This window comes from Pseudoalteromonas sp. Z1A8, from assembly GCF_011378855.1.
Lineage (GTDB): Bacteria > Pseudomonadota > Gammaproteobacteria > Enterobacterales > Alteromonadaceae > Pseudoalteromonas.
In genome coordinates this window covers 23,654-42,071 of sequence record NZ_WTLB01000038.1, presented here as the reverse complement: position 1 = coordinate 42,071, position 18,418 = coordinate 23,654, and the positions used below count along the sequence as shown (strand labels likewise).

The window sequence follows — 18,418 nt, the reverse complement described above, 5'->3', positions numbered from 1 at the left end:
TTGATAATTCACTTACTTTAACTTACCGCGCCCTGTTTATTTGTAAATTAATTGAGGCGACAACTATCCTGACACAGGGGGTTTAGAGTAAACTTAGAAGGTTGGAGCGATTATAACAAACAACTGCGTGAAGTTTACGATAGCTTTTTTACGTCTGTTTTAGAGCATTAAGAGACACCACCCCAAATTCCAGGCTTGTTAAATTATCTTCTTTAGTTTAAATTTAAGCCATTAGTTACAGCACTTAGGATTAAGTGTAATGTGTAAAATAAATACTATATACAAGGATTGAAATCATGGTAGAAATTAATAGAAACAATCAAATTTCAACTTACCCACAATCAAGTCGAACTGAACAACAAGCGCTTGTTAAATCTCTCAAAACAGTAACGCCTGAGCGATCTCAACCACCTAGCCAAGAAAAAATATCGCTTAATATTGATAAAGGGATCTCTGCTGAATTATCGAGGTATATTGATGAATATGCATTGGAGAATTCGTTAAAAATGGATGAAGAAATGGCGACAATCCAGTCTTCACTCAATACTAGCTTAGAAGAGTTTGCAGCTTTTAAGAACATGCAAACAGCTCAAAATCCAGAGTTAGATTTAAGCAAACTCGATTTATCTTTGGATAAAGAGGGTAATTTGAAACTCATAGACTCGAATTTATCTGACTTTAAGTTGTCAGAACTAGAAGAAGAAATTGCGAAAAATGATAAGCTGGTAGACGCTTTTTCTCAAGTACATACAAGTACTGTCGAAGCGATTAAGCTTAGGAGTTCTTCATTTGAAGATCTTCAACCCGATCACTTTAATGGTTCATTTATGCTTAATGAGTTAACGGAGCGCTATAGTAATCAATTCCCCCCAGAGACATATGCTATTGGTCGAGACTATAATACAATGGAAAAAAGGCTAAATGATACTGACCCGATTACTTTCGGGGGCTTTTACTTGGATTCACTGAGCATTGACTTTAGAGCTTGATTGTACTGGTTCTATATGACTTTTGCGTAATTAGGGTTAAATTGAAATTACTGTTCTCATTCTATAGCTTTAAATATGTGTGTTAATTAAGAGTTATGAATAAATAAACAAAAATAGCACCCACTCTAATTATTCTCAATTCGTCAAAGTATAAAATTTAGAATGGGTGATGAAATTGATGCTCCCCAATACGGCGTCAATTTGCCAAACTGCTTAAGTAAACTAAGTACGATAAAGTACTTTAATTACATGCCAGCCGAATTTTGTTTTAACTAGGTGGGGCTCTAAAATTGCACCTTTAAATGCAATTTTATCAAACTGTGGGACCATTTGCCCGCGTCCAAATTCACCTAAGTCTCCGCCTTTTTTGCCCGACGGGCATGACGAATACTTTTTAGCTAAGGTTTGAAACTTTGCACCTTTACTTAATTGCTTAATAATATCTTCTGCAATTTCTTTGTGCTTAACCAAAATGTGAAGTGCATGTGCTGTGTTTGCCATGAAAAAAGCCTTTTATACCGTTAGCTAAAATTAAACGCGGCGATTTTAACACAACCTCATAAACCTAGCATCTACTTATACTGCAGTGTATTAACCACTAATTTATAAATAATGTTTAGCATCATCTGGGTTGGGAATTCTGCAGTACTGATATTTTCCAAATAAGGTATAGCGGTTTAAAGCAACCCTATCGTATAACCAATTATTAAACCTATTTGGGAAAACACTAAATACGTTTGCTAGTTTATATGGGTAACCTAGCTGCTTAACAACGTTAAAAAAAGCATGGCTTTGAGTATGCACTTTGCCATTTTCAACAAGTACCATTGAAGCGTACTCAATTGTTGAAAAACCAAAGTATGTTAACAACCGCTCTCCTTTTGGAGATTGCACGCTGCATAATTTAAAAATAGTATTAGTGTCGTGAGCAATAATAAAATTACACCACGCGCTGCAAAGCTTACATTGCGCATCAAATAATATAATTTTTTGATTAAGCATTATTGTAGCTGCATCATTACTCATAACACCTTCCTTAAATTAAGTACTAAACTACTGCTGCACCGGCTTTTTTTGTAACTTGCGCTGTAACGTGCGCCTGTGCATATTAAGTTGCCTTGCGGTAACCGACACATTGCCATTATTACTGTGCAATACTTGTTGAATATGCTCCCACTCTAAGCGCTCTGGCGACATAACTGCATCATCAATAACATTCGATGCCGATGCCACAGGCTCGGTGTTAAGCGCTTTTAATAATGTTGCCATATCAACCGGCTTAGTAAGGTAGTCGTTTGCGCCTAAGCGCATTGCCTCTACTGCGGTTGCTATACTTGCAAATCCGGTTAGTAAAACAATATGTGCTTGGGGGAGCAAACTACGCAGCGGCTTTATGAGTGCAAGTCCGTTATCGTCGCCTAGTTTCATGTCCAATAAAACAAAGTCAGGTAATAATTTGCGCGCAACAAGTAACGCATCACTTTGGTTATGTGCCACTTCGCAGGTAAAGCCCTGTTTAGTTAAGCGCCTTGCCAGTGTGCTGGCTAAATTAATGTCGTCTTCAATTATAAGTAACTTCATGAGGCTGTTTTCTCGGTGTTTACAATAGCAAGTTTCACTTTGGCAACAGCGCCGCCATCTGCATGGTTAAACAAGGTAAGTGAGCCATTTAAACGCTCAAAAGTAACGTTTGATAAAAGCACAGCAAGCCCCATTCCTTGATCGCTTGGCATAAGTTGCCCGCCCAGCTCTGCTAACTGCGATGATGAAAAGCCACGGCCAAAATCACGAATTAACAAGTAAACGCATTCGCTATGTAAGTTATCTTGCTGCCAACTCAGCTCTAATTGAGTTTGACCTTGCTTTTGATTGGCGAGCGCGGCGTTTTGCAATAAATTTAAAATAGCAGGCAATAACATCGCATCACTCAATAGCGTTGCTGCAATTGGTGGCGTAATCCATTTAATGTGCTGATCCGGGTATTGCAGTAAAAGTGTATCTGTAATTTGTGTTTGCAGCTGCTTTACCGTTGTATGCTCTTGCGAATTTTTAAGGCGTAATTGCTCTGAGAGTTTTCTAAAGCTGTTAAGTTGCGTACTGCACTGAGTAAGCGGTGCTTGCATGTGCTTAACAATAGGGTTGTTTGGTTGATCTTCTAATAACTCTTCAAAAAGTAACTGTAAATTTGCAATTGGAGTCGCTAGTTGATGGGTTATTTGTGCAGCAGCGCCATCTAAGGTAACAAGCTGTTCGTTACGTAATTGTTTTTCACGCACGTTTGCAATAATACGCTCTCGCTCTTTAAGCGCCCTGTTCATTGCGCCAATAACAAGTGCGATTACGCTGGCACTTAAAACAAAATTGACCCACATGCCAATAAAGTGACCACTCATATTCATTTGATGCATACTGTGTTCGGGCATCTTAATCAGTAGCAAACTGTATGCGGCAATGGCTAATACTGCAATATAAGCTAATCCTTTTTCTCGCAGCGTAACAGCAGCGATCATTATTGGGAGCAATAACAGTGATACAAATGCATTGGTTGCACCACCGCTTAGAGAGAGCAAAACCGTTAAAAATAATACATCAGCGGTTAACTGCATCAACATACCCAAAGGTTTAGCGCGGCTTACATTACGATAGGCAAACAGGCTAATAAGCTGAAACACAGCCTCAACGGCAATAACAATCAGTAAAGGCAGTAATGCAATTTGATGTTCTAGTAAAAAATAAACGCTAAGCACCGCGATTAATTGCACCGCAATAGCGCCGCTTCGCAGCATTAATAGTCGACTAATGGTGGGGTCGGTACGCATTAACAAGAGGTAATTGCCCAATCAAATGTTTAATAAGGTTATTTTAACGGTTATATTGTTTTTAATCATCATCCATCGAAATTGAAAACGGAGCACAAGGCGTTCCTTGGTGAAACACCATTTGCCATTGCTCACCTTGCTTACGGCAAAGCGACATACGCAATGAATAATTAAATTCACTGCGAGCAGAGCGCCTATAAGCTGCTTGATAACTAAGTTGCACTACATCATCGCTCAGCATTCGGCCCTTAAAATGCTGATTATAAAACTGTGGCACAACCTCGGTAGGTAAGCGGGTAAGTACTTGGTATTTATTAAATGTAGTGCCGTTGGCAGCAATTTCGATAAATTCATCATCGAGTAAAGCATCTAATGCGCGCTCAGATTGGCGAACTTCTGGGTCTAGTAACTGGCGCTCAGCGTCAATCAAATGATTAAACAACGACACTTTTATTTTGCTGCTCATAACCTTCCCTATTGTTTATAAATCGACTCTGTTTTTATAACTCATGACGCTCTAAAATACGGTAGCATTTCGACAATAATTTATTGAATTAATACTATCTGCTTGCATACCAACACTCAAGCCACTAATTTTTATTATAAGGAGAGCGATCAGCCTGAACACTAAGATTATACTTAGGCTTGCTCTTTTTTAAATCAACTTATATATAATTCTCTTTTAATTATCAGTAATTACACGCCAAAACACCTCATAAACTAGTCTTGAAAGCCATTTTTTGATATAACGTCTTCATAAGTAATACATGTCAGACCACCTTAAGAGAGCATACTATGCCTTACGCACATATCACTGGTTGGGGTAAATGCATTCCACCAGCAAGCATTAGCAACGATGAGATTAGTGAAATAGTTGATACTACCGACGAGTGGATAACCACGCGTACTGGCATTAAATCTCGCCGAGTGAGCCATGTAAGTACCGCCGAGCTGGCAACCGTTGCAGCTAAGCATGCTATTGCGTGCGCAGGCGTTGACCCTAAAGATATTGATTTAGTTATATTAGCCACTTGTACACCTTCTACTGTTGTGGCAAATACCGCCTCACAAGTGCAAAAAAATATTGGTGCAACCGGCGCTGCCGCAATGGATACAAACGCGGCATGTTCTGGCTTTTTATATGCATTGCAAGCCGCTACAGCACAAATTCAAGCGGGTATGATCAAAAAAGCAGTAGTAATAGCTGCAGAGCGCATGACGTGGTACGTAAACTGGTCACGTCGCGATAGCGCTGTTTTATTTGGCGATGGTTCAGGTGCAGTCGTACTTGAAGCTGCAGAAACACCAGCTGGTTTACTGGCAACCAAAACAGGTTGTGACAGTGAAGACCGCGATATTTTACACATCACTAACTTTGGTAGCGATTTAAATAAGTATGAGCCAATTGGCCCATCTGATTTATTATTTGAAGGTCGTGAAATATTTAAACGTGCTGTTAAAGGTATGAGTGAAGCGTGTGACGATGTACTTAAACAAGCCGATTTGAGCCTTGATGACATTAATGTACTCGTTCCACACCAAGCTAACTTACGCATTATTCAGGCTATTCAGCATCGTTTAAAAGTACCTGACGAAAAAGTAATGGTTAACATTGGTGAGTATGGTAATACCTCTGCTGCGACTATTGCTATTGCGTTATGTGAAGCGGTTGAGCAAGGGTTAATTAAACCGCATTCAAACATTATGTCTGCTGCATTTGGTGCAGGCCTTACGTGGGCTGCAAGTTACATAAAATGGGGCGAACGTGTAACGCCTATTAGTGTAAGCGATGCCGCTTTACCGCCATGTGATAAAACAGGCTTAGAACTTGTAGCACCGGCCGTTAAAGCATGTAAAGAAGCTGAGCCAAGCTAAAAACACATGTAATAAGCTATACATAAAACGCACTTTATAAGTGCGTTTTTGCTTTTTAAGGAATTAAATTTGAAACTTTTAGGTATTCATCACGCTGCTATTATTTGCAGTGACTACGTACGCTCTAAACACTTCTATAGCAACGTACTTAAACTTAACGTTATTAATGAGCACTTTAGAGCAGAGCGTAATTCATATAAATTAGATTTAGCCATGCCCGATGGCAGTCAAATAGAGCTATTTTCGTTTGATGGCGCACCTGTAAGACCAAGCTATCCAGAAGCACAAGGCCTAAGACATTTAGCTTTTAAGGTAGCTGATGTACAGATTGCAAAAACGTATTTAGAATCGTGCGAAGTAAACGTTGAGGATATTAGAGTGGATGAAATAACCGGCAAAAAGTTTACCTTTTTTGCCGATCCAGATAACTTGCCACTTGAGCTATATGAGGTTTAACACTCATAAGCTCAAGTTATTCACTTACTATAGAATCAAAAACTTACTTATTAAAACGGTTTTGTAAGTAAGTAAACACTGCACGAATACCTAATGCCTCGCCACCTGTTGGGCGACCTGGTAAAGCACGTAAGTTCCATGCCATTACATCAAAGTGTACCCATGGTGTTGTTGGTTCAATAAATTCTTTTAAGTAAAGCGCTGCAGTAATAGCACCACCAAATGGTGTGCTTGCACAGTTAGCCATATCGGCTACATCGCTTTTTAGTAAGCTTTTGTATTGCTCAAACAACGGAAGTTGCCAAACAGGGTCGTGTACACTTAAACCTGCATCAATAATACCGTTTGCTACATCGCGCTCTGTTGAGAAAAAGCCCGGAAGCTCTGTGCCTAATGCAACACGACATGCGCCCGTAAGAGTAGCAAAATCAATAATTAGTTCAGGGTTATCGTTTTGTGCTTCACTTAGCGCATCACACAAGACTAAGCGCCCTTCAGCGTCGGTATTATCAATTTCAACCATAATGCCTTTGCGGGTTTTAATTACATCGCCTGGGCGAAATGCATTACGCGATACTGCATTTTCAACAGCAGGTACAAGCACTCGTAATCTAATTGGTAAGTTAGCTGCCATAATAAGTTGTGCTAGTGCAATAACATGTGCTGCGCCGCCCATGTCTTTTTTCATGTTACGCATGCCAGAGCTTGGTTTTAAATCAAGTCCGCCTGAGTCAAAACATACGCCCTTACCTACTAGTGTAATTAATGGAGCATCTGTCGCGCCCCATTTTAAATCAAGTAAACGCGGTTTATTTTCGCTTGCACGACCCACCATGTGAATAGTCGGGTAGTTTTGCTCTAGTAACTCATCGCCAATCCACTGTGAAAATTCGCCATTGTAAGTTGCAGCTAAATCTTCCATTACTTGCGATAAATGTTGCGGCATCATATCTACCGCTGGCGTATTAACTAAATCACGCGCAAGTGTAATGGCATCAGCTTGTTGGCTAATACGCTCAAACAACGCTTTATCGCTAATGGCTAATTGCGCTTTTGCTGTTGGTTTTTCTTTGTATTCACTAAATTCATAACCACCAAGCACAAACCCTAAAGCAACTTGCTCTACAAAAGCGCTCTCGCCTTGAATTTGATAAGTACCAGTAGGCAGTGTATTTGCTAAGTTACCCGCAGCCCAAAAATCATCGCTACTTTGCATTAAACAAAATACGTGGCTTAACTCGCCCGTTTTAGCATCAGGGATTAAAGCAACACCTTGCTTTTCAAAACCTGTATTAGTTAACCAATTTTGTATAAATGCAGGCTGCTGTGCTTGCCAGTCAGATAATTCGTTTTTAAGAATAAAAGATAAAGGAATACCAGAAGATGTATGACGTAGTAATGCACTCATTAAAAAGCTCATATAATATAAAAATGGTACTTAAGAGCATATCAATAAGCGCACCTAAAAGGTATCGCTAATTTGAAGGGATTTTAGTTACTTTTTTAAGCTATTTTTGGATTCTTGCTTTTGATTTTCTTGATCTATTTTAGCATCAAGTTCTTTAATAGATTTGTTCATATTAAACGAACTTGGCAGTACATCAACTCCCACTAAACTCCCTAATTTAACAACTAAAGGAATTGTAAGCGGGGCAAAAGGTAATACTGCAAACACACCGAGCCCTAACCCTTTCAAAATATCAACAAACTGTTCATTAGCGCGTTTTAATTCTTCTTTACTAGTTTGGCCTTGGGTATAGCGCCTATAAATAGAAAGCATCTCTTTGGTTTCTTGTTTTTCTTGCGCAAGTGCAATTTTAAGCGCCACCATAGCACGACGAAAACGCAGCTGTTGGCGTTTCTTACTAATTTTAACTACCCGCCAAGGTGCACGGTGAATAACTTTATATAATCGCATAACTTTTATTTTCACACAGCAGCACGGGTTCACAAAGAATAATTTACTTACAACATCCTTTAACTTATCCTTTGCACCAAATTAGTATTAAATACATACAACAACACTGAATATGACAAACCAATTACCGCAAAAACCTGAAAAACCAAAATCTGATGAATGCTGCGGTGGAGGCAGTTGCTGCCCCTGCGTGTGGGATGAATACAAAGAAAAATTAGCAGCTTGGCGATGCGAACAAAACATTGAAACCTCCACAAAAAAGAAACAAATAAATAACATTTAAACACTGCCAGCGCATTAACACTCCCCTAAAAAGCCCTATCTGCACCTATTTAGTTCATTTTGCCTTTACTTTGCACCACTGTTGCATTTTTTCTTAAATTGAATCTTTTTGTTATCAAATAGTTAATTAGTAATTGCCCTTCCTGTTTTTTATCTATAGTCTGTAGATAGGACTTCACGAAAAGTAAGCTTAATTGATTAGGCTTTTGAGCTAAAACCTCAAACTTATGTGAAACAAAAAATTAAGTAAAAAATAAATGATGTGAAATTAGCATCAAAGATAAGAATTATTCTAACTGGGGAAAATTAGAATGAAATTAAAAAGTAATGCGCTAAACCAAGCAATTAAATTTGCTTTAGCTACAACCACTGCAGGGTTGTTTATTTCAGGTTCTGCTATTGCAGCAGACGAGCAACAACAAACTAAAGTAAATAAAAACGTAGAGAAAATTGCCGTAGTAGGTACGCGCTCTGCTCCACGTTCAATAGGTGACTCACCCGTGCCAATCGATATTATTGGCGGCGAAGAATTAGAAAGATCAGGCAATACCGACATGCTTGAGCTTTTAAAAGGTGCTGTGCCATCTTTTAACGTACATCAAAATCCTATTAGTGATGCGGCCTCTCTTGTTCGCCCAGCTAACTTACGTGGTTTACCATCAGACAGCACATTGGTTCTTTTAAACGGCAAACGCCGTCACCGTGCTTCTGTAATTGCATTTTTAGGCGGTGGTATTAACGATGGCGCACAAGGCGCTGACATTTCAGTTATCCCAAGCATTGCTATTAAACAAGTAGAAGTACTTCGTGATGGCGCAGCTGCACAGTATGGTTCTGATGCAATTGCGGGTGTAATGAACTTCCAACTAAAAGACGCTTCAGAAGGTGGTAAATTAGAAATCCGCCATGGTCAATTTTATGAAGGCGACGGCGATACAACACAAGTGTCGGGTAACGTGGGTTTACCGTTTACCGATAATGGCTTTGCTAATTTAAGCTTTCAATATAAAACAGCTGATGCAACAAGCCGTTCAGTTCAACGTGCCGATGCCGCAGCACTTTCAGCTGCCGGTGTTCCTGATGTATCTTCTCTTGCACAAGTATGGGGCGCACCAGAAGTAAACGACGATATTACAATTTTTGGTAATGTAGGTTTAGAGCTAACAAACGACTCTGAATTTTATATGTTTGGTAACTATTCAGAACGCGATGTACGCGGCGGCTTTTACTACCGTAACCCACAAACACGCTCTGGTGTTTACTCAAATGATGGTGGTGAAACACTACTCGTTGCCGACACAACACCTGATATGAGTGCTAACTGTCCTACTATTGCAATAACAGATGGCAACGTACTAGATGATCCTGCTTATATAAATGGTGTAGCAAACAACCCAGATTGTTTTGCCTTTAATGAGATGCTTCCAGGTGGTTTTACACCTAACTTTGGCGGCAACATTACTGATACTTCTTTAACTATTGGTACTAAAGGTCGATTCACTGGTGGTTTCTTAAAAGATACATACTATGACTTAAGTGGTACTGTGGGTTTAAATGAATCACGTTACTTTATTTACGATACGGTTAATGCCTCTTTAGGTGCAGATACACCACGTGATTTCAGCCCAGGTAAATATGAGCAACTAGAGAAAAACTTTAACTTTGATTTATCAAAGGGTGTCAACTTTGGTTTAGCTTATGATGTAAACATTGCCGGTGGTTTTGAATGGCATGAAGAAACATTCACAATCATCTCTGGTGATGAAGCATCTTACACAGCTGGCCCTTTAACAGCACAAGGTTTTGGTATTGGCTCTAACGGCTTCCCAGGTTTTAAACCATCACAAGCTGGTGAGTTTTCTCGTCGTAACTATGCAGCATATGTTGATGTTGAAGCACCATTTACTGAAGACTTCTTAATGGGCTTAGCGCTTCGCTTTGAAGACTACGACAGCTTTGGTACAACAACAAACTATAAAGTAATGGCTCAATACCATTTAACTGAAGATTTAAATATACGTGGTTCTGTAAGTAGCGGTTTCCGTGCACCAACGGTTGGCCAAGCTAACGTAAGTAATGTACAAACAAATTTAGACGGCGGCGTATTACAAGATTCAGCGCTTCTTCCACCAACAAACCCAATTGCAGTGCAATTAGGTGGTACAGAGCTTGAGCCGGAAGAATCACAAAGCTATACGCTTGGTGCTGTATACACAATCGGCGAATTATTTTTAACGCTTGATTACTACAACATTCAAGTTGATGACCGTATTAGCCAATCAGATAAAATCAACTTAAGCCAAGCAGATAAAGATACGCTTACAGCGGCTGGCGTGCCTAATGTACAAGGTCTTGCTCAAGTAAGCTTTTTTACAAATGACTTTGATACAACAACTCAAGGTATTGATTTAGTCGCAAACTATACTGCTGAACTAATGGGCGGTAGCTCTACTTTTAGCCTTGCTTATAACTGGAATGATACTGAAGTAACTCAATTTAGTGAGATTACCGGTGCGTTTAAAGTTAAGCGCCTAGAAGAAGACTTACCTAATCATCGTGCAACGTTCACATTGTCTCAACAATGGGAATCAGTTTCTGCATTTGCTCGTGCAAACTACTACGGTGAATACCAAGGTGTTCACGTTGATTATGATGCAACAGCTAAAACAGCAGATGCTGCAGTCACTATTGATGCTGAAGTAACTTACTTCTTAAATGAATCAGTTAGCTTTTCTGTAGGCGCTCAAAACTTGTTTGACCAAGATGCTGAAAAACTTGATTTTGCAGAAGCCGCAGGCGCACCAAATAATAACTGGGGTGGTAAATATTACGAAACATCTCCATTTGGTATTAACGGTGGCTTTTACTACGCTAAAGCAACATATACTTTTTAAACTATTTTCATGAAGAACCAAAGGCGAAATGTTAAAGACATTTCGCCTTTTTAATTTTATAGTTAATAAAAATAATAATGAACAATACCAATTGCATTGAATAAGTGTTCTATTATAGCGCTCAGAAAATAGCGTAATAACAAGGCGAAAACTATGGTATATAGTTGCTCTATATGAATAATTTTTAACGCAGTGAGTACGCTATTTAATGCGATAGAATGATTATTTTTTTAATAAAATTGGTATAACTATGCTACTTGAAAAAGCTAACCAACTACTGCAACAAAATAAACTCAAAGAAGCTGAGTTTCATTTTAAAACGCTATTAAATAGTAATCCCGAAAATGGTGAAGCTTTATTTGGCTTAGGCAGAATTGCCCTACGACTAGAGCGTTATGACGCTGCCGTATACTTACTCCAAAAAGCGTGTGAGCGCATGCCTCATATGCTTGAGCCATTACATGCCCTTGCTGATGCATTTAACGGTGTTAATTCGCCAAACGATGCGTTAACCGTACTTGAATACGCAAAAAAATTAGCAAGTCATAACCCAGAGCCTCATTATTACTTAGCTCAACACTACTTAACACATGGCGAGTTAGATAAAGCGCATACAACCTTTGCCCATGCACTCAGCATTGGTGTATACCCTGTAACAGCCTATATTTTATTCGAACTTGTGCAGTTAGGTCGCTTTAATAAAGAACATAATTATGTAAGTAATTTACATCACTTATTAACTCAAACGAGCAATTTACGTTTAAAAATGGTGTGTTACTACGCATTAGCAAACAGTTACGATAAACTTGAGGACACCGAGCAAGCATTTAATTATTTTATATTGGCGAATAAATTACAAAGAAAATTAAGTGAATTTAATACTAAAGATTTAATCCCTTTTTACGATGAAATAATAAAATACAACACCGAGGAATTTATTGCCTCTGCCGATAAAAAATTTACAGGTAATATTACACCTGTATTTATTATTGGCATGCCTCGTAGTGGCTCTACCCTCCTGGAGCAAATATTGGCAAGCCATAGTCAGTTTTCAAGCCTGGGGGAGAGTACGAGTATTAGCAATAATGCGGTTGCTTTTATTGAACAAAAAACAGGAGTTACTTACCCGCAATGTTTAGCGCATTTAACGCCTGACTTAATCAAAAAAGCCCGCGAGCTTTATATCACAACATTAAAAACAGCATCGCCTATCAAGCCTTTTATAATAAATAAACTGCCGAGTAATTATCAGTCGCTCGGGCTTATATATATCCTATTTCCAAATGCCAAATTTATAAATTTAAGTCGTGATTTTAATGCTACCGCGTTTTCTATTTTCACTAATTACTTTGCCGAAAACGAACCTTACTTTTGCTCACTACCTGAGTTTAAGCTTTACTATAGTGTGTATGAAAAACTGATGAGCCATTGGCACTCCTTCAACGATATGCCAATTTATGATGTCAGTTACGAAGATTTAGTGAGTAACCCAAAAGAGCAGCTAACGCAGTTACTTGGTTTTTTAAACTGCCATTTTGAAGAGCGCTGTTTAGCGTTTTATAAGCATAAAAAACCAGTAACCACGTTGAGTAAGCATGCTATTCGCCAACCTATTAATAACGCCGCAATCGCTAAGTGGGAGCGCTACAAAACACCTCTTCTAAAGTTACTTAATGAGAATTAGAATGCGCTTTAAACCAATTAAGTAAATCTATAAATTGATCGTCACGCGCACTTGGGTGGGTAAGCATATTAATATGGTCGTAATCAAAATTATGTCCGTGTTTACGACCGTAAATTTGCATTTTTTGAATGCCAGGCCCAGATTCGTCCATAAATTTTTGAATATCGATTGGCTGTGCTAATGCTTTATCTTTTACTGCAGCAATATGAAGCGTTGGCGGTAAATGCAGGCTGTTTAGCGCTTTTGCATAATTAAAATGATCATCAGAGTCTATCCATGGCTTCTTTTTAGCCCATTGCATACTTTGATAATGCGACTTTTGAGTTTCGTTATCGCTTCCCCACTTATAGCCTTTTGCATTTAAATAACCGTGTTTTTTAGCGAGCAAAGGCGCCATAAAGTACCAAATCAAATTGGCTTGTAATAATTTTTGAGGATGGTTATTAAATAAAGAGCGTTTAGAGCCAAAATACACACATGCTTTTACATCGTTAATATATTCAGGAAAACGTGCAAACGCACTATTCATTAATACCCCGCCCCAAGAATGAGCGACCCAATAATCGGGCTTTTTACCTTCAATCAACTCTATTTGATTAATAAAAGCAGGGATATCTTCTAAAATAGCCTCCGTTTGCCCGTACTTAGCGTCACTTGAAATAACCGGTTTACTATCACCTCGGCCCCGTAAATCAGCAACATAACAACAATATCCATGCTCAGCTAAAAATGGTGCGAGCCCTTTATTAGAGTGCGTGTAAAAAATTTTACCGTTTTCTATAGCCCCATGCATAAAAAATACAACAGGCCCTTGCTGATTATCATCGCTAATACGGCGTAAATGGAGGGTTTGTTGATCAGCTAAAGTAATAATTATTGATTGCTGAGAAATGGCCACTGCGGTTCCTTTTTATTATTTTCAACTCATCCTACCAGTAATATTCGATATACCAAAGGAAATGTCTGCACTTTACCCACCTGCATTTGTTACAATCACCACATTATATCTGTTGTTAAAATGAAGCCATGAAAGAAAATAATACACGTTCAAAATTACATCCTCGTAACCTACATAAAAATGGATACGACTTCGATTTATTAACAACAGAGCACCCTGCTCTACTGCCTTTTGTTATAACCACACCTGCAGGCACTAAAAGCATTGATTTTAGTGACAACAAAGCGGTAAAAACACTTAATCAGGCGCTTTTAAAAGCGCACTACAATATTAATTTTTGGGATATTCCTGAGCATAATTTATGCCCACCTATACCAGGGCGTGTTGACTACATTCATTACTTAGCCGATTTATTAAGTGACGATAATCAACAACAAATACCTTTAGGTAAGCAAATTAAAGTGCTTGATATTGGCACTGGCGCTAACTTAGTTTATCCACTTACGGGCACAAGTGAATATAAGTGGCATTTTACAGGGACTGATATTGATGCAGCTTCGGTAAAAATAGCAAAGCAAATTGCGCAGTTTAATGGTTTAAAAATAACCCTAAAACAACAAAAAAACGCATCACATATTTTTAAAGGCGTTGTAAATCAAAAAGATTTATTTCATTTAACACTTTGTAATCCTCCGTTTCATGCCAGTGAAGAAGAAGCGACTAAAGGCAGTGAACGTAAATGGAAAAACTTAGGAAAAACACCCAGTAGCGCACTTAATTTTGGTGGTCATAATAATGAATTATGGTGTGAAGGTGGTGAAGTTCAGTTTATCTCTAACATGATTAAAGAGAGCGAAGACTTTGCAGAGCAAGTACTGTGGTTTACGTCGTTAGTCTCTAAAAAAGACAATATTGCATCCCTTGAGGAAGTATTAAAAGCTCATCCAATAGCACAATATAAAATAGTTGATATGGCACAAGGTCAAAAAATCAGCCGCTTTATTGCATGGACTTACTTTGATAAAGAAACTCGTGAACAAATTTGTAGCGAGCTGGCTTAGTACCAATTTTATTAAAAACAATAAAAAGGATAAGGCAATCATGATAGATTTTCGCTCTGATACAGTTACAAAACCAACAAACACAATGCGCGATGTTATGTACAGCGCACCGGTTGGTGACGATGTATATGGTGATGATGAAAGCGTTAACCAACTAGAAGCCTATGCGTGTAAGCGTTTTAACTTTAAAGCCGCACTTTATTGTAGCTCAGGTACACAAGCCAACTTACTTGCGTTAATGGCGCACTGTGAGCGAGGTGATGAATACATTTGTGGCCAAAATGCGCATAACTATAAATTTGAGGGCGGAGGCGCAGCCGTTTTAGGATCTGTTCAACCTCAACCTATCGAAAACGAAGCTGATGGCAGCATCCCTTTTAGTAAAATAGCGGCGGCTATAAAACCAGACGATTGCCATTTTGCAAAAACACGATTACTTAGCCTCGAAAACACCATTGGCGGAAAAGTACTCCCGCTTGAATACTTAGCCCAAGCTCGCGACTTTGTTAATACGCATAATTTAGCGCTGCACTTAGACGGCGCGCGTGCATTTAATGCCGCTGTTGAGCTAAATGTTGATATAACTGAGATTACAAAACACTTTGACTCAGTTTCTATTTGTTTATCTAAAGGTTTGGGTGCACCCGTTGGCTCTTTATTATTAGGTTCACCAGCACTTATTAATAAAGCAAGACGATGGAGAAAAGTACTTGGTGGCGGTATGCGCCAAGCCGGAATGCTTGCAGCCGCTGGGCAGTACGCACTTGAGCACAATGTAAATCGCTTAAAAGACGATCATGCAAATGCACGTTATTTGGCTCAAAAATTAAGTGAGATAAGTGGTTTTACTGTTGATATGAGCAACACCACTAATATGGTTTATGCAACGTACACTAGTAGTATAAATATTGAAGAAATTGCTGAGGCGCTTAAACAACAAGGTATATTATTTAGCCCAAGCAAGCAGCTTAGGCTAGTAACGCATTTAGATATTACGCGCGAAGATATTGATACATTTTTAAATGCTTTGTCGGCCCATATTTAACGCGGCTTTATAATGTTTGCGGCATACCGAAACATATCGGTCATTGCCGCCAATTTCTACTTGGTTACCATCGGCTATTGCATCACCATTTTCATCGGTACGCAGTACATGGTTAGCTTTACGCCCGCAGTGGCATACAGTTTTAAGCTCAACTAACTTATCAGCCCACGCAAGCAAATATTGCGACCCTATAAATAACTCGCCTCTAAAGTCGTTACGCAAGCCATAACACAGTACCGGTATACCTAACTCATCAACCACATCGGTTAATTGCATTACTTGTTCTTTTGATAAAAACTGGCATTCATCAACTAATACACAATGGCGTTTTTTGTCGTTGTTAAGCGATTGAATAAGATCAAATACATCTTTACTAGCATCAAATACATGCGCGTCAGCTTGTAAGCCTATACGAGACGATACTTTACCCACGCCTTGTCTATCATCAATGGCTGCAGTAAGGATCACAGGTTCCATGCCACGTTCTTTATAATTAAATGCAGATTGTAATAACGTGGTTGATTTACCTGCGTTCATTGCAGAGTAGTAAAAGTATAATTGAGCCATTGCAGTGCCATTTTATAAAAAGTGCCTTATGCTACCTTAATATTAAATTAATTTACATTAATCCTTCGTGTTTCAGTAACCAACGTTTTCTATCAAGCCCACCAGCATAACCCGTTAGCTTTGCATTTGCGCCAATGATCCTATGACAAGGCACGATTATGCTAATCGGGTTTTTACCATTCGCAGCGCCTACCGCTCTCACTGCTTTTGGGTTATTGAGTTGGTTTGCAATATAGCCGTATGTTTGCGACTGTCCAAAAGGTACCGTTAATAATGCTTGCCATACGCTTTGTTGAAATACTGTACCGTTTGTATCAAGTGGTACATTAAAAGTAGTGCGTTTTTTTGCAAAGTACTCGTTTAACTGCGCAGCGCAAATAAGCACCGCCTTGTTAGCGACTTGCTCAAATGGCGTATGAGGGTGCTCAACTGGAGGGTAAAACCCGACGTAACTCACGCCTTTATTGGTCGCTTGAATAATTATGTCGTCTATTGGGCTTGAGATTGATGTTTGAATTATCATTATAATTGCTGCCAAAGTTGAAAAGTTAAGTAAGACCGAAAGGGAGCGCAATTAGCGGGCTCAAACGGGTTTGCCGCCGCTTGTGCTTTTTTAACACCTAAATCGCCATCAAGTAATATATCGGGTTGGCTTTGTCCTCGCAGCTTTGCGTAATTTACCGTCCAAGGGCCAATTCCCTTTAAAATAAGCCATTCGTCTAAATCGTCATTCTCAGGGTTTAAAGCACAAAACTGCGCTAAATTATGCAGTGCATTTTTACGCGCTTGTGGCATTTTAAAAAATGCAAAGTCACTATTAGCAACAATGTTAGCCGTAGGAAAGTAAATAACATCGCCCTCTTTTTCGCCTAATTCATCAACTAACGTTGTTACTAAATTATGCGCAGCAGTAACACTCACTTGCTGCCCAAGTACTGCCCTTATACCAGCTTCAAAGCTTGACCAAATTCCCGGAAGCCTGAGCCCTTCACACACTGCAAACGCATTGTTTATATTGGCGCTTAAATGCATTTGAATTAAATTAATATCGGCATCTAAATCAAGTACACGACGTATATTATTTATAACCGATTGCAAATAAGCCGTATTATCTATATTGATAGATACACTAAAATGGTTTTTACTCGCTATAAATTCAGCGGTAAAGCTTCCTTTATATTCCTCACTTGCAAAAGTGCGCCCGTAACTCGTTTGCGTTATCCACTCCATTGGTTTTATCAAACGCCTTTGTAAAAAGCTCTGCAAAGCAGGCCAATTATAAGGCGGCCTAAATGGTAGTGTTAAAGTGAGTGTTGATGCTGGTTTTTTATCGCCACTGCGCAGCTTTGAGGGAGCTATATTTAACTGCTGTAAAAAAGCATCATTAAAACGCCTAATACTTTTAAAGCCAGCGGTAAATGCTATTTCGGTAAGGGGTAAGTGTGTTTCTTGAATCAGTTTTTTAGCAAAGTGACACTGGTTAAATAATCGGTATTGCGTAATCGACACGCCAAAATACTGCTTAAATAACTGTCTTAAATAACGACTACTTACACCTAAACGAGCGGCTAGTTTTTCGCAGTCGTGCTCATCATTTTGATCTATTAACTGTTTTGCTCTAAGTGCAGTTGTTTTTGTACCCTGCCATGCTGCGCTGCCTGGGGCACTATCGGGCCTGCAACGAATGCAGGGTCTAAAACCATCTTGCGCCGCATTATGTGCACACTGATAATACGTGACGTTTTTTTCATGAGCCGTTGGCGCAGGGCAAATAGGTCTGCAATAAATACCGGTACTTTTAACAGCAACATAAAAAAGCCCGTCAAAACGTGGATCGCGGCTCTGACGTGCTTTTTGCCAATGTAAAATGTCCATAAGCGACTCTATAAAATAACCTAATAGAGTCTAGCTTATAGAAAATAAACTGTAT

Annotated in this window: 19 protein-coding genes; 8 read left to right on the top strand and 11 right to left on the bottom strand. The window is 39.0% G+C overall.

Annotated elements, in window-relative coordinates:
• Nucleotides 1-296 precede the first annotated feature (296 nt).
• Nucleotides 297-989 carry a hypothetical protein gene (locus GQR55_RS14585; RefSeq protein ID WP_166421167.1) on the top strand — a complete coding sequence of 231 codons (693 nt, stop codon included), beginning with the start codon at nucleotides 297-299 and terminating at the stop codon, nucleotides 987-989.
• Between the two features lie 222 nt (nucleotides 990-1,211).
• On the opposite strand, the gene GQR55_RS14580 is transcribed toward GQR55_RS14585, so the two are convergent.
• From GQR55_RS14580 to GQR55_RS14560, 5 genes are all read right to left on the bottom strand, one after another.
• Nucleotides 1,212-1,490 carry a peptidylprolyl isomerase gene (locus GQR55_RS14580; protein ID WP_166421166.1) on the bottom strand — a complete coding sequence of 93 codons (279 nt, stop codon included), beginning with the start codon at nucleotides 1,488-1,490 and terminating at the stop codon, nucleotides 1,212-1,214.
• 102 nt (nucleotides 1,491-1,592) lie between these two features.
• A complete protein-coding gene (locus tag GQR55_RS14575) occupies nucleotides 1,593-2,015 on the bottom strand; it encodes a DCC1-like thiol-disulfide oxidoreductase family protein (RefSeq protein WP_166421165.1) in 423 nt (140 codons plus the stop codon).
• Nucleotides 2,016-2,042: 27 nt separating this feature from the next.
• Nucleotides 2,043-2,570: a response regulator gene (locus GQR55_RS14570; protein ID WP_166421164.1), complete on the bottom strand. Its 528-nt coding sequence runs from the start codon at nucleotides 2,568-2,570 to the stop codon at nucleotides 2,043-2,045.
• The gene (locus tag GQR55_RS14565) at nucleotides 2,567-3,808 is read right to left on the bottom strand and encodes a sensor histidine kinase (RefSeq protein ID WP_197238330.1); all 1,242 of its coding nucleotides are present in this window, start codon (nucleotides 3,806-3,808) and stop codon (nucleotides 2,567-2,569) included. Before GQR55_RS14565 ends, GQR55_RS14570 begins: the two co-directional genes overlap by 4 nt.
• Nucleotides 3,809-3,869: 61 nt before the next feature.
• Nucleotides 3,870-4,274: a nuclear transport factor 2 family protein gene (locus tag GQR55_RS14560; protein ID WP_166421162.1), complete on the bottom strand. Its 405-nt coding sequence runs from the start codon at nucleotides 4,272-4,274 to the stop codon at nucleotides 3,870-3,872.
• Between the two features lie 329 nt (nucleotides 4,275-4,603).
• Here GQR55_RS14560 and GQR55_RS14555 point away from each other — a divergent pair, with 329 nt between their 5' ends.
• Nucleotides 4,604-5,683 carry a ketoacyl-ACP synthase III gene (locus GQR55_RS14555; RefSeq protein WP_166421161.1) on the top strand — a complete coding sequence of 360 codons (1,080 nt, stop codon included), beginning with the start codon at nucleotides 4,604-4,606 and terminating at the stop codon, nucleotides 5,681-5,683.
• 69 nt (nucleotides 5,684-5,752) lie between these two features.
• Entirely contained in the window at nucleotides 5,753-6,139 is a 387-nt protein-coding gene (locus GQR55_RS14550) for a VOC family protein (RefSeq protein ID WP_166421160.1), read from the top strand.
• A 43-nt stretch (nucleotides 6,140-6,182) separates the two neighbouring features.
• On the opposite strand, the gene GQR55_RS14545 is transcribed toward GQR55_RS14550, so the two are convergent.
• Together GQR55_RS14545 and GQR55_RS14540 are read right to left on the bottom strand one after the other, a co-directional pair.
• A complete protein-coding gene (locus tag GQR55_RS14545) occupies nucleotides 6,183-7,547 on the bottom strand; it encodes a leucyl aminopeptidase family protein (RefSeq protein ID WP_166421159.1) in 1,365 nt (454 codons plus the stop codon).
• 87 nt (nucleotides 7,548-7,634) lie between these two features.
• Nucleotides 7,635-8,057: a hypothetical protein gene (locus GQR55_RS14540; protein ID WP_007582356.1), complete on the bottom strand. Its 423-nt coding sequence runs from the start codon at nucleotides 8,055-8,057 to the stop codon at nucleotides 7,635-7,637.
• A gap of 112 nt (nucleotides 8,058-8,169) precedes the next feature.
• Here GQR55_RS14540 and GQR55_RS14535 point away from each other — a divergent pair, with 112 nt between their 5' ends.
• From GQR55_RS14535 to GQR55_RS14525, 3 genes are all read left to right on the top strand, one after another.
• Nucleotides 8,170-8,340 carry an oxidoreductase-like domain-containing protein gene (locus GQR55_RS14535; protein WP_166421158.1) on the top strand — a complete coding sequence of 57 codons (171 nt, stop codon included), beginning with the start codon at nucleotides 8,170-8,172 and terminating at the stop codon, nucleotides 8,338-8,340.
• A 310-nt stretch (nucleotides 8,341-8,650) separates the two neighbouring features.
• A complete protein-coding gene (locus tag GQR55_RS14530) occupies nucleotides 8,651-11,233 on the top strand; it encodes a TonB-dependent receptor (RefSeq protein ID WP_166421157.1) in 2,583 nt (860 codons plus the stop codon).
• Nucleotides 11,234-11,483: 250 nt separating this feature from the next.
• Entirely contained in the window at nucleotides 11,484-12,917 is a 1,434-nt protein-coding gene (locus GQR55_RS14525) for a sulfotransferase (protein WP_166421156.1), read from the top strand.
• On the opposite strand, the gene GQR55_RS14520 is transcribed toward GQR55_RS14525, so the two are convergent.
• On the bottom strand, nucleotides 12,904-13,815 hold the full coding sequence (locus GQR55_RS14520; RefSeq protein WP_166421155.1) for an alpha/beta fold hydrolase: 912 nt from the start codon (nucleotides 13,813-13,815) through the stop codon (nucleotides 12,904-12,906). The two genes, GQR55_RS14525 and GQR55_RS14520, sit on opposite strands and share 14 nt — an antisense overlap.
• A 128-nt stretch (nucleotides 13,816-13,943) precedes the next feature.
• Here GQR55_RS14520 and rlmF point away from each other — a divergent pair, with 128 nt between their 5' ends.
• Nucleotides 13,944-14,876, top strand: a complete 933-nt coding sequence (gene rlmF / locus GQR55_RS14515) for a 23S rRNA (adenine(1618)-N(6))-methyltransferase RlmF (RefSeq protein WP_166421154.1) — start codon at nucleotides 13,944-13,946, stop codon at nucleotides 14,874-14,876.
• Nucleotides 14,877-14,916: 40 nt separating this feature from the next.
• Nucleotides 14,917-15,921, top strand: coding sequence for a low-specificity L-threonine aldolase (gene ltaE, locus GQR55_RS14510; protein ID WP_166421153.1), 1,005 nt, complete (start codon nucleotides 14,917-14,919; stop codon nucleotides 15,919-15,921).
• Here the strand turns inward: ltaE and GQR55_RS14505 are convergent.
• From GQR55_RS14505 to GQR55_RS14495, 3 genes are read right to left on the bottom strand one after another with little or no spacing between them, the layout of a single operon-like run.
• A complete protein-coding gene (locus GQR55_RS14505) occupies nucleotides 15,895-16,488 on the bottom strand; it encodes a thymidine kinase (protein WP_166377125.1) in 594 nt (197 codons plus the stop codon). The two genes, ltaE and GQR55_RS14505, sit on opposite strands and share 27 nt — an antisense overlap.
• A 52-nt stretch (nucleotides 16,489-16,540) precedes the next feature.
• Nucleotides 16,541-17,011 carry a methylated-DNA--[protein]-cysteine S-methyltransferase gene (locus GQR55_RS14500; RefSeq protein ID WP_166421152.1) on the bottom strand — a complete coding sequence of 157 codons (471 nt, stop codon included), beginning with the start codon at nucleotides 17,009-17,011 and terminating at the stop codon, nucleotides 16,541-16,543.
• A complete protein-coding gene (locus GQR55_RS14495; RefSeq protein WP_166421151.1) occupies nucleotides 17,011-18,363 on the bottom strand; it encodes an AlkA N-terminal domain-containing protein in 1,353 nt (450 codons plus the stop codon). The genes GQR55_RS14500 and GQR55_RS14495 overlap by 1 nt, the downstream gene beginning before the upstream one ends.
• Between the last annotated feature and the right edge of the window lie 55 nt (nucleotides 18,364-18,418).

Coding starts and splice junctions, on each gene's coding strand:
- GQR55_RS14530 (WP_166421157.1), top strand. CDS start 8,651: ATGAAATTAAAAAGTAATGCGCTAAACCAAGCAATTAAATTTGCTTTA.
- GQR55_RS14570 (WP_166421164.1), bottom strand. CDS start 2,570: ATGAAGTTACTTATAATTGAAGACGACATTAATTTAGCCAGCACACTG.
- rlmF (WP_166421154.1), top strand. CDS start 13,944: ATGAAAGAAAATAATACACGTTCAAAATTACATCCTCGTAACCTACAT.
- GQR55_RS14545 (WP_166421159.1), bottom strand. CDS start 7,547: ATGAGTGCATTACTACGTCATACATCTTCTGGTATTCCTTTATCTTTT.
- GQR55_RS14540 (WP_007582356.1), bottom strand. CDS start 8,057: ATGCGATTATATAAAGTTATTCACCGTGCACCTTGGCGGGTAGTTAAA.
- GQR55_RS14505 (WP_166377125.1), bottom strand. CDS start 16,488: ATGGCTCAATTATACTTTTACTACTCTGCAATGAACGCAGGTAAATCA.
- GQR55_RS14565 (WP_197238330.1), bottom strand. CDS start 3,808: ATGCGTACCGACCCCACCATTAGTCGACTATTAATGCTGCGAAGCGGC.
- GQR55_RS14560 (WP_166421162.1), bottom strand. CDS start 4,274: ATGAGCAGCAAAATAAAAGTGTCGTTGTTTAATCATTTGATTGACGCT.
- GQR55_RS14585 (WP_166421167.1), top strand. CDS start 297: ATGGTAGAAATTAATAGAAACAATCAAATTTCAACTTACCCACAATCA.
- GQR55_RS14495 (WP_166421151.1), bottom strand. CDS start 18,363: ATGGACATTTTACATTGGCAAAAAGCACGTCAGAGCCGCGATCCACGT.
- GQR55_RS14575 (WP_166421165.1), bottom strand. CDS start 2,015: ATGAGTAATGATGCAGCTACAATAATGCTTAATCAAAAAATTATATTA.
- GQR55_RS14525 (WP_166421156.1), top strand. CDS start 11,484: ATGCTACTTGAAAAAGCTAACCAACTACTGCAACAAAATAAACTCAAA.
- GQR55_RS14535 (WP_166421158.1), top strand. CDS start 8,170: ATGACAAACCAATTACCGCAAAAACCTGAAAAACCAAAATCTGATGAA.
- GQR55_RS14555 (WP_166421161.1), top strand. CDS start 4,604: ATGCCTTACGCACATATCACTGGTTGGGGTAAATGCATTCCACCAGCA.
- GQR55_RS14580 (WP_166421166.1), bottom strand. CDS start 1,490: ATGGCAAACACAGCACATGCACTTCACATTTTGGTTAAGCACAAAGAA.
- ltaE (WP_166421153.1), top strand. CDS start 14,917: ATGATAGATTTTCGCTCTGATACAGTTACAAAACCAACAAACACAATG.
- GQR55_RS14500 (WP_166421152.1), bottom strand. CDS start 17,011: ATGATAATTCAAACATCAATCTCAAGCCCAATAGACGACATAATTATT.